This is a genomic window from Rossellomorea sp. SC111 (genome assembly GCF_024733565.1).
Classification (GTDB): domain Bacteria; phylum Bacillota; class Bacilli; order Bacillales; family Bacillaceae_B; genus Rossellomorea.
This window is the reverse complement of the sequence record NZ_JANIOC010000008.1, coordinates 1-15536: the sequence shown is the minus strand read 5'-3', so window position 1 is coordinate 15536 and position 15536 is coordinate 1. Positions and strand designations below refer to the sequence as shown.

Annotated in this window: 13 protein-coding genes; 7 read left to right on the top strand and 6 right to left on the bottom strand. The window is 44.0% G+C overall.

Features of this window, described 5'->3' with window-relative positions; translation table 11 throughout:
- Positions 1-12: 12 nt before the first annotated feature.
- Positions 13-867: a YitT family protein gene (locus NQ095_RS11520; protein WP_258263636.1), complete on the bottom strand. Its 855-nt coding sequence runs from the start codon at positions 865-867 to the stop codon at positions 13-15.
- Positions 868-1033: 166 nt separating this feature from the next.
- Here NQ095_RS11520 and NQ095_RS11515 point away from each other — a divergent pair, with 166 nt between their 5' ends.
- The 5 genes from NQ095_RS11515 (at position 1034) to NQ095_RS11495 (ending at position 5531) form a co-directional block, all read left to right on the top strand.
- Positions 1034-1891, top strand: a complete 858-nt coding sequence (locus tag NQ095_RS11515; protein WP_258263635.1) for a DegV family protein — start codon at positions 1034-1036, stop codon at positions 1889-1891.
- A 57-nt stretch (positions 1892-1948) separates the two neighbouring features.
- Positions 1949-2080, top strand: coding sequence for a DUF3941 domain-containing protein (locus NQ095_RS11510; RefSeq protein ID WP_094075248.1), 132 nt, complete (start codon positions 1949-1951; stop codon positions 2078-2080).
- 229 nt (positions 2081-2309) lie between these two features.
- A complete protein-coding gene (locus NQ095_RS11505; protein ID WP_044337711.1) occupies positions 2310-2801 on the top strand; it encodes a YajQ family cyclic di-GMP-binding protein in 492 nt (163 codons plus the stop codon).
- Between the two features lie 69 nt (positions 2802-2870).
- On the top strand, positions 2871-4223 hold the full coding sequence (locus NQ095_RS11500) for a CoA-disulfide reductase (RefSeq protein WP_258263634.1): 1353 nt from the start codon (positions 2871-2873) through the stop codon (positions 4221-4223).
- Between the two features lie 438 nt (positions 4224-4661).
- Positions 4662-5531 carry an SDR family oxidoreductase gene (locus tag NQ095_RS11495; protein WP_258263633.1) on the top strand — a complete coding sequence of 290 codons (870 nt, stop codon included), beginning with the start codon at positions 4662-4664 and terminating at the stop codon, positions 5529-5531.
- Between the two features lie 67 nt (positions 5532-5598).
- On the opposite strand, the gene NQ095_RS11490 is transcribed toward NQ095_RS11495, so the two are convergent.
- From NQ095_RS11490 to NQ095_RS11470, 5 genes are all read right to left on the bottom strand, one after another.
- Positions 5599-6630, bottom strand: a complete 1032-nt coding sequence (locus NQ095_RS11490) for a LacI family DNA-binding transcriptional regulator (protein WP_258263631.1) — start codon at positions 6628-6630, stop codon at positions 5599-5601.
- A 125-nt stretch (positions 6631-6755) separates the two neighbouring features.
- Complete coding sequence (locus NQ095_RS11485) at positions 6756-8291, bottom strand: alpha-amylase family glycosyl hydrolase (RefSeq protein ID WP_258263629.1); 1536 nt, start codon at positions 8289-8291, stop codon at positions 6756-6758.
- A gap of 38 nt (positions 8292-8329) precedes the next feature.
- Positions 8330-9172 (bottom strand): sugar ABC transporter permease, encoded by an 843-nt coding sequence (locus NQ095_RS11480; protein WP_258263627.1) that lies wholly within the window; start codon positions 9170-9172, stop codon positions 8330-8332.
- A 1-nt stretch (position 9173) separates the two neighbouring features.
- Positions 9174-10460 (bottom strand): carbohydrate ABC transporter permease, encoded by a 1287-nt coding sequence (locus NQ095_RS11475; protein WP_258263625.1) that lies wholly within the window; start codon positions 10458-10460, stop codon positions 9174-9176.
- A 151-nt stretch (positions 10461-10611) separates the two neighbouring features.
- Positions 10612-11889, bottom strand: a complete 1278-nt coding sequence (locus NQ095_RS11470) for an extracellular solute-binding protein (RefSeq protein ID WP_258263623.1) — start codon at positions 11887-11889, stop codon at positions 10612-10614.
- A 292-nt stretch (positions 11890-12181) separates the two neighbouring features.
- Here NQ095_RS11470 and NQ095_RS11465 point away from each other — a divergent pair, with 292 nt between their 5' ends.
- Entirely contained in the window at positions 12182-13942 is a 1761-nt protein-coding gene (locus NQ095_RS11465) for an alpha-glycosidase (protein WP_258263621.1), read from the top strand.
- A gap of 111 nt (positions 13943-14053) precedes the next feature.
- On the top strand, positions 14054-15409 hold the full coding sequence (locus tag NQ095_RS11460; protein ID WP_258263620.1) for an MATE family efflux transporter: 1356 nt from the start codon (positions 14054-14056) through the stop codon (positions 15407-15409).
- Positions 15410-15536 lie beyond the last annotated feature (127 nt).

The following is a 15536-nucleotide window of genomic DNA, read 5'->3' as shown; positions in this document are numbered from 1 at the left end:
AAACTTTCTAATCTAATCTTTTCGAAAGAACCCGAAGATCCCTGTTGTCTGGACGATATTTGTAAAGGCATTGGGATCGACGTCCTTGATCGTATGTTCAAGCTCGTACAATTCATACCGTGAAATGACGATGATCAGCATCTCCTTGTCCTCTCCGGAAAATGCCCCTTTGGCAGGCAAAGTCGTGATACCCCTTACCAGCTTGGAGTGAATGGCTTCACGCAATTCATTCGATTTCTTGGTGACGATCATCGCCGTCAGCTTCTCATGTCGTGTATGAATGGTGTCGATAACACGTGTGGAAGCATATAATGTCACTAACGTATACAGTGCTTTTTCCCACCCGTAAAGGAATCCTGCAGACGTTATGATCACCGCATTCATCAGGAAGAAATAAGATCCTACAGGCTTATCCTTCATTCTAGACAGGATCATGGCGATGATGTCCATCCCGCCGGTGGAGGCACCCCATTTCAAGGTGATCCCGACCCCGACAGCTGCGATGACCCCACCGAATACCGCATTGAGAAGGATATCGGGTGATAATTTAATAACAGGGATCACTTCCAGGAAAAAGGAAGTCAAGAATACCGAGATAAAGCTATACACAGTAAAGGAACGGCCAACCTTGTGCCATCCTAGTATAGTTACCGGAATATTAAGGATGAATAATAAAATACCTGTTGAAATATTGAATGGTGCAAACTCTTTCAGTAAACTCGACAGCAGCTGGGCAAGTCCCGTAAAGCCGCTCGCATATACATTTGCCGGAATAAGAAAGAAGTTCATGGCAATGGCCCCTAAAAGGGATCCTACCAGAACCACGACAAATTTCTTTGCCTCTAATTGAACATGATCTCTCGACATACACATACCTCCTGCATCTTGTTGTTATTTTCTATGTTCCACAATTCATCTTACCTAAACTCTTTCTACTATTCATCTTTTTATCATAATTCATGTTCAATCGATTGTTATTTTCACTGAAAATCGCTAGACTAAAGCTATAAAGATAAGTCAAAGGATGATGAGGATGACAGTAAAATTATTTGCTGATAGTGCAAGCGATCTCCCTGCTGCCTATTTCAACGAACACAACATAGAGCTTCTTCCACTTAAAGTACATATAGATGGTCAGGACTACGAGGACTTGATCACCATTGAACCGAAGACCGTATTCGATAAAATCAGGGATGGGCATATGCCGAAAACGTCTCAAGTCTCACCGGACATGTTCCTGAGAAAGTTCACTCAACTTGCGGAATCGAATCATTCCGGCATTTACGTTGCATTCTCTTCCCAATTATCAGGCACATATCAAACGGCTGTCATGATCCGGGATCAGGTTAAAGAAGATTACCCTGATCTTGATTTGACCATCATCGATTCGAAATGTGCTTCTCTCGGATATGGATTGGTCGTCATGAAAGCGGCTGAACTCCTGAACAACGGCGGGACAAAAGAAGAAATCATCGAAGCCTCCCGGTTTAACTCCGAGCATATGGAACACCTTTTCACCGTAGAAGATCTTGAATACATGGCAAAAGGAGGGCGAGTTTCAAAAGCTTCTGCCTTTCTGGGAGGACTCCTGAATATCAAGCCCCTTCTCCATGTGGAAGATGGGAAACTTGTTCCAATTGAAAAGTTGCGCGGAAAGAAAAAACTCCTTAAACGCATTTTAGATGTAATGGAAGAACGCAGTGACGATCTCTCTAGCCAGGTCATCGCCATCAGTCATGGCGACGACGAAGAACTCGCTCTTGAAATGAAGCAGCTCATAGAGGATAAATTTTCACCGAAAGACGTTTATATCAGTATTATTGGATGCGCCATAGGTTCTCATACAGGTACAGGGACCTTAGCCATATTTTTCTTAAATCAGCACTCATAAACTTCTTTCCCCTTCCTCATACTAGTAACGAGAACCAATACGGAAGGGAGAATCACCATGCCACATACATCTGATAATGAAAAAAAGGCGAGGGACAACAATGCCCTGCGCCAGGAAAAGAATAAAATCAAAGAAATAAACCGGAAAGCCGGTAAGAACCAATACTCCAAAAAAACGGATCATCTATAAGGGATGGACCGGTCAGAAGGCACCTGTTCTTTCATGAAGGGGTGCCTTTTGCGTTTAATAAACGATGCGATTGGTTGATCCCTCATTAATTCATCGACCTCTTACCCTATATGATTGTCTCCCTTCCCTATCTATTCAAAAAAACCTGTATCATTTCAACCAAAGAAGTTGTATGTCCCGTCACAGCTTGTCTATAATGAAAAGAGAAAAAAGTATGGAGGGGTTACATATGGCAAAGGAAAGTTCGTTTGACATCGTATCCAAAGTGGATATGTCAGAAGTGAGCAATGCGATTCAAATCGCGTTAAAAGAGGTTCAAACCCGTTATGACTTCAAAGGCAGCAAGAGTGACATTAAATTAGATGGTGAGGAAATCGTCCTCGTCTCCGATGATGAATTTAAAATGAATCAGTTGAAGGACGTCCTTCTCAGTAAACTGATCAAGCGTAACGTCCCGGTTAAAAATCTCGATTACAGTAAGCTTGAAGGTGCATCAGGCGGCACTGTCCGTCAGCGTGCAAAACTTGTACAGGGAATCGATAAAGAGAACGCAAAGAAAATCAATACGATCATCAAGAACTCAGGCGTGAAGGTAAAGAGTCAAGTTCAGGATGATCAAGTCCGCGTTACCGGTAAAAGCAAAGATGATCTTCAAAAAATCATTGCAGCCATCCGCGAAGCTGACCTCTCCATCGATGTACAATACGTAAACTTCCGTTAATACGGTTTTTCAAAGAAGTCTAATGGGTACAATAATCCCATTAGACTTCTTTCACTTAGGAGGAAAAACATGAAGAAAAAAGTCATCATCATTGGTGCCGTCGGTGGAGGAGCCACGACAGCATCTCAAATCAGGAAGCTCGACAGTGAGATCGAGATCATCCTGCTCGAGAAGACCTCTTACTTATCCTACGGAGCCTGCGGCATGCCCTATTATTTAGGCGATGTAATCAAAGACAGGGAAAGTCTCTTTGCAGCCACCCCTGAACAATTACATACAAAAAAGAATATTGACGTAAGAATGCATCATGAAGCGTTAGCAATCGATCGTAAGAAGAAATCTTTACTGATAAGGGATCATGACGGCAATGAAGATTACGATGAAACATATGACTATCTGGTGATTGCAACCGGTGCCTTCCCCTTTCTCCCGGAAATTCCAGGACTCCACAAGATCCCTGCTTTCCATCTAAGAACCGTTGAAGACATGGACAGGATCAAGCAGTTCATTGAAACATCAAAACCTGAATCGTGCACCATCATCGGCGGTGGATTCATTGGGGTCGAAATGGCTGAAAACTTCACCCATCTCTGCATGAAGGTGAATATCGTCGAAAGGTCTGAACACGTCATCAGTGTCATTGATGAGGAGACAGCTAAAAGATTGCAGAATCATATCTCAGAAAAAGCGGTGAAGCTGTATACGAATGATGGCTTGAAAGAAGTACTTCCTGAAAATACATTAAAACTCGACAGCGGAGAAACGTTACAGTCTGACTTCATCCTCCTTTCAGTGGGAGTGAAACCCCGTAACAAACTGGCAAAGGAAGCCGGTTTATCCATCGGGGAATCAGGTGGAGTCGTGAGTAATGAGTTCATGCAAACGGACGATGACTCCATTTATGCAGTCGGGGATGTCGTAGAATCCATCGACTTCATTGACGATATGCCGAAACAGGTCCCTCTTGCCTGGCCTGCCCACCGGCAAGCCTACATCATCGCCAAGCACATATCCGGGGACCCTGTCCCTTTTAAAGGGATGCTAGGAACGGCAATTGCCAAAGTATTTGACCTTTCCATCGCTTCAACTGGTCTCGGAGAGAAAGACCTAAAGAAAAAAGGTTATACTTATCAAACGGCCGTACACGAAGGAAAGTCCCACGCCGGCTACTACCCCGGGGCACATGAAGTATATGTCCGTGTCCACTTCTGTCCTGATACCGGCAAGATTTTCGGGGGGAATGTGGTAGGAGGTGAAGGTGTAGATAAACAAATCGATATCCTGGCCACTGCCATCTACGGTGGACTCTCGGTCACCGATCTCCAGGAAATCGAGACGTGCTACGCCCCTCCCTTCTCTTCACCTAAGGGGTTGTTGAATATGATTGGATATAAAGCTGCAGGCAAAATGAAAAAGAAATGATTGCAGGCAGGCTGGGTCATAACTCAATCTGCTTTCTCTAAAGACGAACAATCAAAAAATAGTTAGGATCACTTGCTACATCGCTTTGGATTTCCGTGCAGGACTTCGCTTTCCTCGGGCGTTCGGCTAGCCTCCTCGTCACTTACGCTCCTGTGGGAAACGCTGGACAGTCCGAAAAGCGGAAGCGGCTCGCCCAGCCCCGCGGAAGGCGAGCACCTGGAGCGGAAATCAACCACTACTTACTACATCCAAATGAAAAATCCGAACGATTTCGATTTTCAAAAATGAATTTCGAATGATCGTTCGGATTTTCTTTTAACTAAATGCTTTTGTCCCAACCTCTTTTTCCTAACCTCCTCTAAAAAAACACGTTAATAATTTTTTTTTCCGGGTAAACACTATTTTAAGATAACCTATACCCATAAAGGAGTGTTTTCATTGTCTCAACAACAAAACCAGAAACAGACTTTCCCACCTCAGCACCAGGATCATCAGCCTGGTACGGTGGATGAAATGAATCCCCAGCCCATCCATACGGATCAAAACTATAAGGGCAGTGGCAAGTTGGATGGAAAGGTCGCACTTATCACAGGAGGCGACAGCGGAATCGGACGGTCGGTTGCCTGGTACTTCGCAAGGGAAGGTGCACATGTAGGGATTTCATATTTGGATGAGCATGAGGATGCGAATAAAACGAAGGAACTTGTAGAAGCAGAAGGAGTCAGATGCACCCTTTTACCTGGTGATGTCGGAAGTTCGACTTTTTGCAAAGATCTCGTAAATAAGACGATTTCCGAGTTCGGGAAACTTGATATCCTCGTGAACAACGCTGCCGAACAGCACCCTCAGGAGGGCCTTGCGGATATAAGCGATGAACAGTTAGAGCGTACATTCAAAACGAATATCTTCTCGATGTTCTATTTGACGAGGGCAGCCCTACCCCACCTTAAGAAGGGAGCCTCGATCATCAATACTGCTTCGATCACAGCATATAAAGGAAACAAGGATCTGATCGATTACTCTTCTACCAAAGGGGCCATTGTCAGCTTTACCCGTTCACTGGCTGAAAACATTGCCTCAGATGGCATCAGAGTAAACGGGGTGGCTCCAGGACCGATTTGGACTCCGTTGATACCATCCACTTTCAGTTCACAAAAAGTATCGGAATTCGGAGCGAACACACCCCTTGGACGGGCAGGACAACCGTTTGAATTAGCACCTGCCTACGTATATCTTGCCAGTGATGATTCAAGCTACGTGTCAGGACAGATGATTCATGTTAATGGCGGTACCGTCATCAACGGATAAGCCAAAAAGCGACTGAAGTTTATGACCCTCCTCTTTTGGATGGAGTCCACACTTCAGTCGCTTTTTATTATGACTTCACTTTGCGTTCACTGCAGGTACACCGGGTCACAAGATGATGAGGAACAATGATCCGCTTGATCGGTTCTTTCGGATTCTCGATTTTTTGAATGAGGCTTTTCGCCGCCTCATTCCCAAGATTATATATATTGATATCCACTGATGTAAGCGGTGGTCTGGACATTTCAGCCAGGAGTACATTATTGAAGCTGACAATGGATATGTCTTCCGGGACACGAATGCCCATCTCATCCAATGTATTCAAGACTCCAAGCGCCATTAGATCGTCGGCTACGACCAGGGCTGTCGGGGGGGCTTCCAGCTGCATGAGCTCTTTAATGGCTTCACGTCCCCCTTCACGAAGAAATTCTTCATGGATGATATATTCGTCCTTCATATCGATTCCAGCATCACGGAGGGACTTTTCGTACCCTAACAAACGCTCCACCGTCACAACAAGATTCAGGTCTCCCCCGATGAAGCCGATGCATTCATGCTTAAGCCCAAGGAGATAGTCCGTCACTTCTTTAGTTGCCCGGTAGTTGTCATTATCCACATGTGTGATTTCTTCACAATACTTATATGGTTTACCGACGACGACAAAGGGGAAATCACGATTCTTTAAGTAGTTCATCACTTTATCTTCTACCTTTGAATATAGCAGGATGATTCCGTCCACCCGTCCCCCTTGGACCATCTGAACGACACCTTCAAAGATTTCCTCATCGGATTGGCCGGTGGACATTTGAAGGGCATACTGTTTTTCCTGAGCCCCATCACTCAACCCTCTCAAGACAGTCGGGAAGAATGGATTTTGTGAAAAGGCACTGGCGGAACCCGGCAGTACCAGCCCTATCACCTGTGTGGACTGATTTGCCAGGCTCCTTGCAATGAAGTTAGGATGATACCCAAGTTGCTCCATCGCTTCCCGTACTTTTTGTTTTGTTTTTTCACTTATTCTTGGATTGTTTGCGATAACACGTGAAACCGTGGACGGCGCTACGTTTGCAAGCTTCGCAACATCTTTTATGGTAACAGCCAAATATTCCACCCCCCTGTATTAAAAAAGCGGACCCTTAGGCGGGCTGCTCATTCATAAAATTAAAACGCTTCCATTTCATTTAATTTAAAATGGCAGCAGGGCTCATCTTAATGGCCCTGCTCTTATTACTTATTCTTCGCTTTTCCACGTTTCCTTACAAGATACAGGAAGAGGAAGAATAGGAAGTACATGATCCCCAAAGCGAACAGGTAAGGATAATTCAGGCCACTCTTGTTTTTCAGCATATAGATTTCTGACTCTTCACGATCAAGAACAAGATGATAATTTCCATCCTTGTCGCTGCGAACCAGGTCATCACTGATCAGCCCTTTTAATTCATGATTATCCGCTAATTCTTCTTTTGTTAATTGAACATTTTGTGTTTCGCTCGTATTGTTGATCGCTATGACGATCGTCTGATCTCTGTAAGTACGCTTAAAGATTCCCATCCCGTCTTTATTGTAGATCGGTGTAATATCGCCTCTCGTCAGTGCTGGATATTCTTGACGTATTTCACCTAACCGGGTGATATAATCGATCAATTCCTTATCCGCCCTGAAATTCATAAAGCGGCGGTTATCAGGGTCATTCCCCCCGTCCATCGCTATTTCAGATCCGTAATAAACGATCGGTATTCCCGGGGTTGTATACATATAGGTGAGAGCAAGCTTCCATCTCGTTCCAGGGAAAAGTTTCTCTTGAACAATCATTCTTGTAAATCGTTCCATATCATGATTGTCGATAAAGGTTCCCATCACATATGGATTGTCATAAAAGGTTTCATTGTATTTCCAAAAGTTAAATAACCGATCCATGGATGTATCGGGCTTTTGGAAGACGGAACGCATTTCTTCCGCTTGAGGAACATTGACGAATCCATCGATCCCTGTCCCATTGTACGCAGCGATTTTCTCCGGATCCCGGTCGAACACTTCACCTAACAGGTAGAAGTCTTCTTTCACCGACTTCACCTCATCGCTGAACTCCTCCCAGAACTCCTGCGGGACATGACGTACCGTGTCCAGGCGATATCCATCGATATCGGTTTCTTTGATCCACCATTTTGCTGCATCGAATAAATAGTTCTTCACTTCGGGATTTTCAGTATTTAAATCAGGAAGATCATATAACCAGGCATTTTTTAGACTTTCTTCATTATTGAAGTTCATCGGTTGTTTCTCATGGAACCAGTCCCCTTTTTCAGGGTCATTCACCCAGGGGTGCCGAGGTCCGACATGGTTCACAACAAAGTCCAGCATCACTTTCATATCCCGTTTATGGGCTTCTTCCACAAGCTTCTTGAACGTCTTCATCGAGCCGAAATGTTCTTCGGTCTTGTAAAAGTCCGTAATCCAATAGCCGTGATAACCCATAGGTTGATTATCAAAGATCGGGGTCAGCCATATGGCAGTGAATCCCATATCCTTGATGTAATCTAATTTATCGATGATTCCTTGGAAATCACCGCCCTGATAGGCTTTCGGGTCCTTCGTGTTAACATCTTTATCATTGCTCGTATCCCCATCATTAAAGCGATCGACCATCAAGAAATAAATGGTCTCATCCTGCCATTTTCGTTCTTCTTTTTCAACTGCTCCTACCGGAAGGGCGTAAAAAAGAAGAAACGGGACTAAAATGAGAGATAATACTCTTCTTTTCATCTCCGCTCCTCCTAAAATTGTTAGTAACGCCTATAAGATTATCCTTTTGTACCCCCTGCCGTCAATCCTGAAACGAAGTATTTCTGGAAGAACAGGAATAATAGGGCAATCGGTACGGCAATGAGTACCGAGCCGGCAGCAAATGTTGTAAATTCCGCCCCGAATTGTTTGGCCACCATATCATAAAGGGCAACCGGTAATGTATACATCTTTTCTGAACGTAACAGAATACTTGCAATGATAAAGTCTGCGAATGGGGCAATGAATGAAAACAGTGCCACGACCGCAATGATCGGTTTCGCAAGAGGCATGACGATCTGAAAGAAAATGCGCAAATGGCCCGCACCGTCCATCTTGGCTGATTCATCAAGCTCTTTCGGAATCGTATCAAGATACCCTTTCATCAGCCATGTGTTCATAGGGATCTGACCTCCTACATACACGAGGATCAATCCAATGTGTGTATCCAATAATTTCGTCAACAGGGCCAATACGAAAATGGCAATCAACGCTGCAAAGTTCGGGATCATTTGCAGAATCAGAAATGTCATCAGTCCATTCTTTCGGCCTGTAAATCTGTAACGGGAGAATGAATAAGCCGTTAAACTGACCAGTAACACCGTGAGGACCATGGTGGATAAACTGACCTTCAATGAATTCCAGTACCAAAGCATATAATTGCTTTTCTCGAGATCAAAAAGTTCCTTATAATGTGCCAGTGTTGCATTTTTAGGAATGATGGATGAACCGGATAAACTTTGACCCGGGTTGAATGAAGATCCGATGATCCAGGCAACCGGGTAAAGGATGATGGCAAACATGATTCCGATGGCTGCGTATGAAAGTGTCAAACGTATGAGTTTCTGTCTCTTCATATTCATATTACATCATATCCTCTTCTTGGAATGACTTCGTTCTCTTGAACTGCCAGATCGCTACAGTGATCACGATGATGGACAATAATAATGTGATGGCAGCAGCTTTCGAATACTGTGCTGATGTCATCGTCAGACTGTAGATCCAGGAGATCAGGATATCCGTCCCACCTGCATTTTGTCCAGTTAAGGCCGGTCCCCCGCCGTTGAATAAGTAAATCACGTTAAAGTTATTAAAGTTAAATGTATATTGCGTAATGATGATCGGTGCCGTTGCAAAAAGGACGAGTGGCAGCGTGATATTCTTGAATTTCTGGAATGCTGAAGCCCCATCGACCGTAGCTGCTTCATAAAGTTCATCCGGAATGGATTGAAGAACTCCCGTTGTCATGGCAAAGATGAACGGGAAGCCGAGCCAAGCCTGGATACCAATCAGGGCAAGTCGTGTATACAAGGGTTCGGTCATCCAAGGTAATCCTTCAATACCGAAGAACCCCAGGATGTCCCGATTGATCGTTCCGAATGATTCGTTGAACATTCCTGCGAAAACGAGGATCGAAACGAAAGCCGGGATTGCCCAAGGCAGGATGAATACCGTACGGATGATGGCTTTTCCTTTTAAATCCTTCTGATTCACAAGGATGGCAAGGAATACTCCAAGTGCCACTTGAAGCGTTGTCGCTCCGAACGTCCAAACGAGTGTCCAGGCAAGTACCGTGATGAACGTTTCTCTCCATATATCAATCTTGAAGATATCAACAAAGTTTTGGATCCCTACCCAGTCGACCAGTTTAGCCGGTGGTGAGTGATACAGATCGTAATTTGTAAACGCCAGTAAAACGACAAAGATGATCGGGAAAATGACGACGAATACAAGCAGTAAGAAGCCAGGAGACATAATGAGATATGGAAAGCCATTATCGATCAGATTTCTGTACTGCTCGCGGATCGTGCTGAGCTTCTCTCCCCTGTCCCGCTTTTCTCCATTCTTATACGCATCCCGGAGATTAAACAGATAAAAACCGATTCCAAAAATAGATACTATGATTGCCAAGATACCGTATACCATTAAGAAAATGGAATGATCTCCGTATGATACGTCTGTCCCAAGGGTCGTAATCCCCCATAATCCGTAGCCGATCAAGTCTCTGAAGACAAGGATAAAGGCGGCTGTCATGATCAGGAAGAATCCGCCTTTCAGAAACTGTCTATGATACATCTGACCTAAACCAGGGATTAGGGAAAGGGCCAGCGCTGATTTTCTATGGTTTGTTTGATAGGATTGTTGCTCCATCCTATATTCCCCTTTCTACGTTCACAATTTTGATAAGCTTCAAGAGCTTTTTAAGAAAAGAACGATTTTATTTCCTTAAAAAGCCCTTGAATAGGTCTTTAAAAGGATAGCAGTACCTCTCAATAACGAGAAGGTACCGCTATGGTTATGATTAGTTGGAATGGTTCGCATCAATGTTTTGCTGAATTTGCTTCACTGCTGCATCAAGAGCCGCTTTCGGTTCTTGCTTACCTGTTACAACCGTTTGAAGTGAATCAGCCATTGGTCCCCAAACTTCTCCCATCTCCGGGATGTTCGGCATTGGAACCGCGTATTGAGATTGCTCAGCAACCGCTTTTGCACCAGGGTTATCAGCGATCGCAGGATCGTCGATCAGACCTTCGTTCGTTGGAACTTCCTGTGTTTGTTCGAAGCGTAATTTAGCATACTCGTCTTGAGTGATGAATTCGATGAATTTTTGAGCCCACTCTTTATTTTTAGAGTAGCCTGACACATGCCAGCCTTTAACTCCCATGAATGTTTTCATCGGCTCACCGTTTGGAAGCTTAGGCATAGCAGAGATACCAATGTCAATACCCGCATCTTTATATCCTTGGAATGACCAAGGTCCGTTCATGACAGAAGCAACTTTTCCTTCACCGAAAAGACCGTCAAGAGCAGATCCACCATTTTCTCCGATGATCCCTTTAGGGAATAAACCTTCTGTGTACCATTTTTGGATATATTCAGTACCTTCCACAGCACCTTCATTGTTTAAGCCAAGATCTTTCGCGTCCAATGCTCCATCTTTTTCAGCAAATACATATCCGCCGAACCCACCGATCGGTGCATGTGCGAAATAGAAGTTATCCCAAAGAGCTAAGAAACCGTAGTTCCCATCTTTCGTGAAATCTTTAGAGAATGTGTATACTTCATCCATTGTTTTAGGCGCTTCTTCCATCAACGCTTTATTATAAATGAATACCGGCGTTTCTGAAGATTTTGGAAGACCATATAATTTACCATCATAGCTCTCAGCCGTCATGGAAGATTCAGTGAAACGCTTTTCAATGTCCCCGTCGACTTCTAAAGGAGCGATATGACCTGCAAGAGCAAGCTCACCGATCTGGTCATGTGGTAATGTTAATACGTCGGGACCTGTCCCGGCAGGACCGTCTAAACGTAATTGTTCTTTCATTTTCGTAGCCATTTCGACTTCTTTTACTTCAACCTTGATACCCGTTTCTTCTTCGAACTTGGCACCTACTTCATCCAGCCATCCAGTTTTCTCTTGATCTTCCCAGACAACCAGTTTTTCAGGTTTGTTCGCATCGTCAGCTTTTTTCTCTCCACTGTCACTTTTCGATCCTTCCTCACGGTTTGGACCACAAGCAGCGAGCGCCCCCAGTACAAGCATGATTACCATAAGCAATGATAACGCTTTCTTCATTTCGACCCCTCCTAAGTATGGTGAAACTAATAATTCATGTTTTAGATTGAACAAACGCTTGCACATACTATGACTTAACCTCTAAAGATATCGCTTACATTATCTTGTGAAAACGATTGCACAACCTACTTCTTATTATACAAACTAAATCTCCTTTGACAATACTTTTTTTGAAAATTTTTGCGTTTCACTTGAAAGAAAAGAAAACACTTTACTAGTTTGACGGCCTATCATTGACAACATTGTTGGTTTGGAATACTCTTTAATGGAATGAATAAGAGGAGGATCTACGATGCTACTGGAAGCAATCTATCATAGACCGAAAGATAATTATGCATACGCTTGCACAAAAAACGAATTACACTTACGGATTCGTACGAAGAAGAATGATGTTAAAACCGTCACGCTCCTGCACGGAGATCCTTATCAATGGGAAAATGGAAAATGGCTATACGATCGTAAGGAAATGGTATTGACCGGAACGGATCGGTTGTTTGATTATTGGTTCGCTTCCATCTCCCCTCCTTTCAGACGGCTTCGCTATGGTTTTCTCCTTGATGACGTAACGGAAGAAGTCTTTTATGGAGAAAAAGGATTTAACACGGCCCCTTCTACTGATATAGGGGATTATTTCTGCTTCCCTTTCCTGAATGCCATCGATGTCTTCGAAGCACCCCAATGGGTGAAGGATACGGTCTGGTATCAAATCTTCCCTGAGCGATTCGCAAATGGGAATACGGAGAATGATCCAGAAGGAACACTTGATTGGAATAGCACAGAGCCCACTCCGACCAATTTCTTCGGAGGGGACTTGGAAGGCGTCATCCAGAACATTCCTTATCTGAAGGAGCTTGGGATTTCGGGAATCTACTTTACCCCGATCTTCAAAGCGCACTCCAATCATAAATACGACACAATCGATTATTTCGAAATCGATCCGCTATTCGGAACGAAAGAAACATTGAAGGAATTAATTAAGGTCTGTCATGAGAATGATATCAAAGTCATGCTGGATGCCGTCTTTAATCATAGCGGCTTCTACTTTGAACAGTTTCAGGATGTGTTAGAAAAGGGTGAGGATTCTCCATATAAAGAGTGGTTTCATGTAAATGATTTCCCACTGGATATAGACAGTTCGCCTCCCAATTATGATACCTTTGCATTCGAACCTTCCATGCCGAAATTAAATACTGAAAATGAAGGGGTCCGCAATTATCTATTGGAAGTTGGGCGTTACTGGATTAAGGAATTCGATATCGATGGCTGGCGTCTTGATGTTGCGAATGAAGTAGACCACCACTTCTGGCGTGAATTCCGAAAAGAAGTAAAGGGCATAAAACCGGATCTATATATCTTAGGGGAGATTTGGCACGATTCCATGCCCTGGCTGCGGGGAGATCAATTCGATGCTGTCATGAACTATCCATTCACGACAAACCTATTGAATCTGTTCGCCCACCAAACCATTTCTGCTTCTCAATTTGCAGAAAACATGACGTCTGTTATGCATATGTACCCTAAGAATGTGAATGACGTGAATTTCAACCTTGTCGGCAGTCACGATACACCACGCGTATTAACGGAATGCGGCGAAGATATCCAACGTGTCAAACAAATCTACACGTTCATGCTCACCTTCACCGGCACACCTTGTATTTATTATGGTGATGAAATCGGTCTGACTGGTGAACAGGATCCAGGGTGCCGTAAATGCTTCCCGTGGGAACAGGAGCGCCATAACGAGGATCTTTTCGGGCATATACAGAAACATATCGCCCTTCGCAAGAAATATCCATTGTTAAGTAACGAAGGAAATCTGACGTTTTTACCCGGTGATCTTCATGAGCATTGCCTTTCATTCACCAAGTCAAACGGAGAGGAAACAATCTTTGTTCTATTAAACTGCGGTGAAGAATCGACCACTTACTCCCTTCCTTTTGAGTTAAAAGGGAAGAAAATTACCAATCTGTGGAACGGGGAAGATTTTGCTGCCGAGGCAGAGTCCATCGAAGTCTCACTCGACGGGTATGGATTTGCCATTTTAAAATTCTAATGATGCTTCCTATAAAGAGGGACTACACCTTAACGGTTAGTCCCCTTATCTATTTAAATTGTAACGGGTGCCGGGGAGCACATACCCCAGGCAAACTAAAGGAGAAAATCTATGAGCAAGAATCAAAAAAACATGACCCTCTTTGCCTTGACTTGGCCGATTTTCATTGAAATCTTTCTTCACATGCTGATGGGGAATGCCGATACGTTAATGCTGAGTCAATATTCGGATGACTCTGTAGCAGCCGTCGGGGTCTCCAATCAGATCCTTTCTCTCATCATTGTGATGTTTGGGTTTGTCGCGACGGGTACAGCCATCCTCGTAGCCCAGCATCTGGGGGCGGATGAGAATCGCATGGCAGGGGAAGTGTCGATCGTTTCCATTGCTGTCAATCTACTATTTGGACTCTTATTGAGTATCGCACTTGTATTTTTCAGTAAGCCGATCTTATTATCGATGGATCTCCCGCGTTCACTAATGAATGAAGCTTCTTCCTATTTAAAAATTGTAGGGGGCTTTGCTTTCATACAGGCCTTGATCATGACTGCTGGAGCCATCATGAGGAGCTACGGCTATACAAAAGACGCCATGTATATCACAATCGGCATGAATATTGTCAATGTGATCGGAAACTACTTATTTATTTTCGGACCGTTCGGTGTCCCTGTATTAGGCGTAGAGGGTGTGGCCATTTCCACCATCACCTCGAGACTGATCGGATTCATCGTGAGTATCATCGTAATCAGGAAGCGGATACCCAATGCCCTTCCATTCAGGAGATTATTCAAGCTCCCTGTCTCTCACATTAAAAATTTATTGCGGATCGGGATCCCCTCTGCAGGGGAACATCTTTCCTATAACGGGTCACAAATGGTCATTACCTACTTCATTGCGAGTATAGGGACCAATGCTCTAACGACGAAGGTATATGCCCAAAACCTGATGATGTTCATTTTCTTATTCAGCGTCGCCATCAGCCAGGGGACTCAGATCATCATCGGGCATATGATTGGAGCGAAACAATTTGACAGTGCTTATGAACGTTGTTTAAAAAGCTTAAAGATTGCTATCTTCATTTCTCTTATCATGGCCGGAATTTTCTCTGTCGCAGCGGAGCCGCTACTACGTATCTTTACCAGTAACGAAGAAATCATCTCCCTTGGTAAAACATTGATTTACCTGACCATCATCCTTGAACCGGGCCGAAGCTTTAATTTAGTTGTCATAAACGCACTAAGGGCAACAGGTGACGTACGCTTCCCGGTCTATATGGGGATATTATCCATGTGGGGAGTAAGCGTCACGCTTTCCTATATCCTCGGAATCTGGTTCGGACTCGGACTTATCGGAATCTGGATCTCCTTCATTGCCGATGAATGGCTGCGGGGCATCATCATGCTCAAACGTTGGCGATCCAAAGTATGGATTCATAAACGATTTGTCCAAAATGATAAAAACGCCGTTTAGAGGGACGGACCTTCCTTTAGATGTACTCTAAAGACGAACAATAAAGAAATTAGTTAGGATCACTTGTTACACCGCTTTTGATTTCCGTGCAAGACTTCGCTTTCCTCGGGCGTTCGGCTAGCCTCCT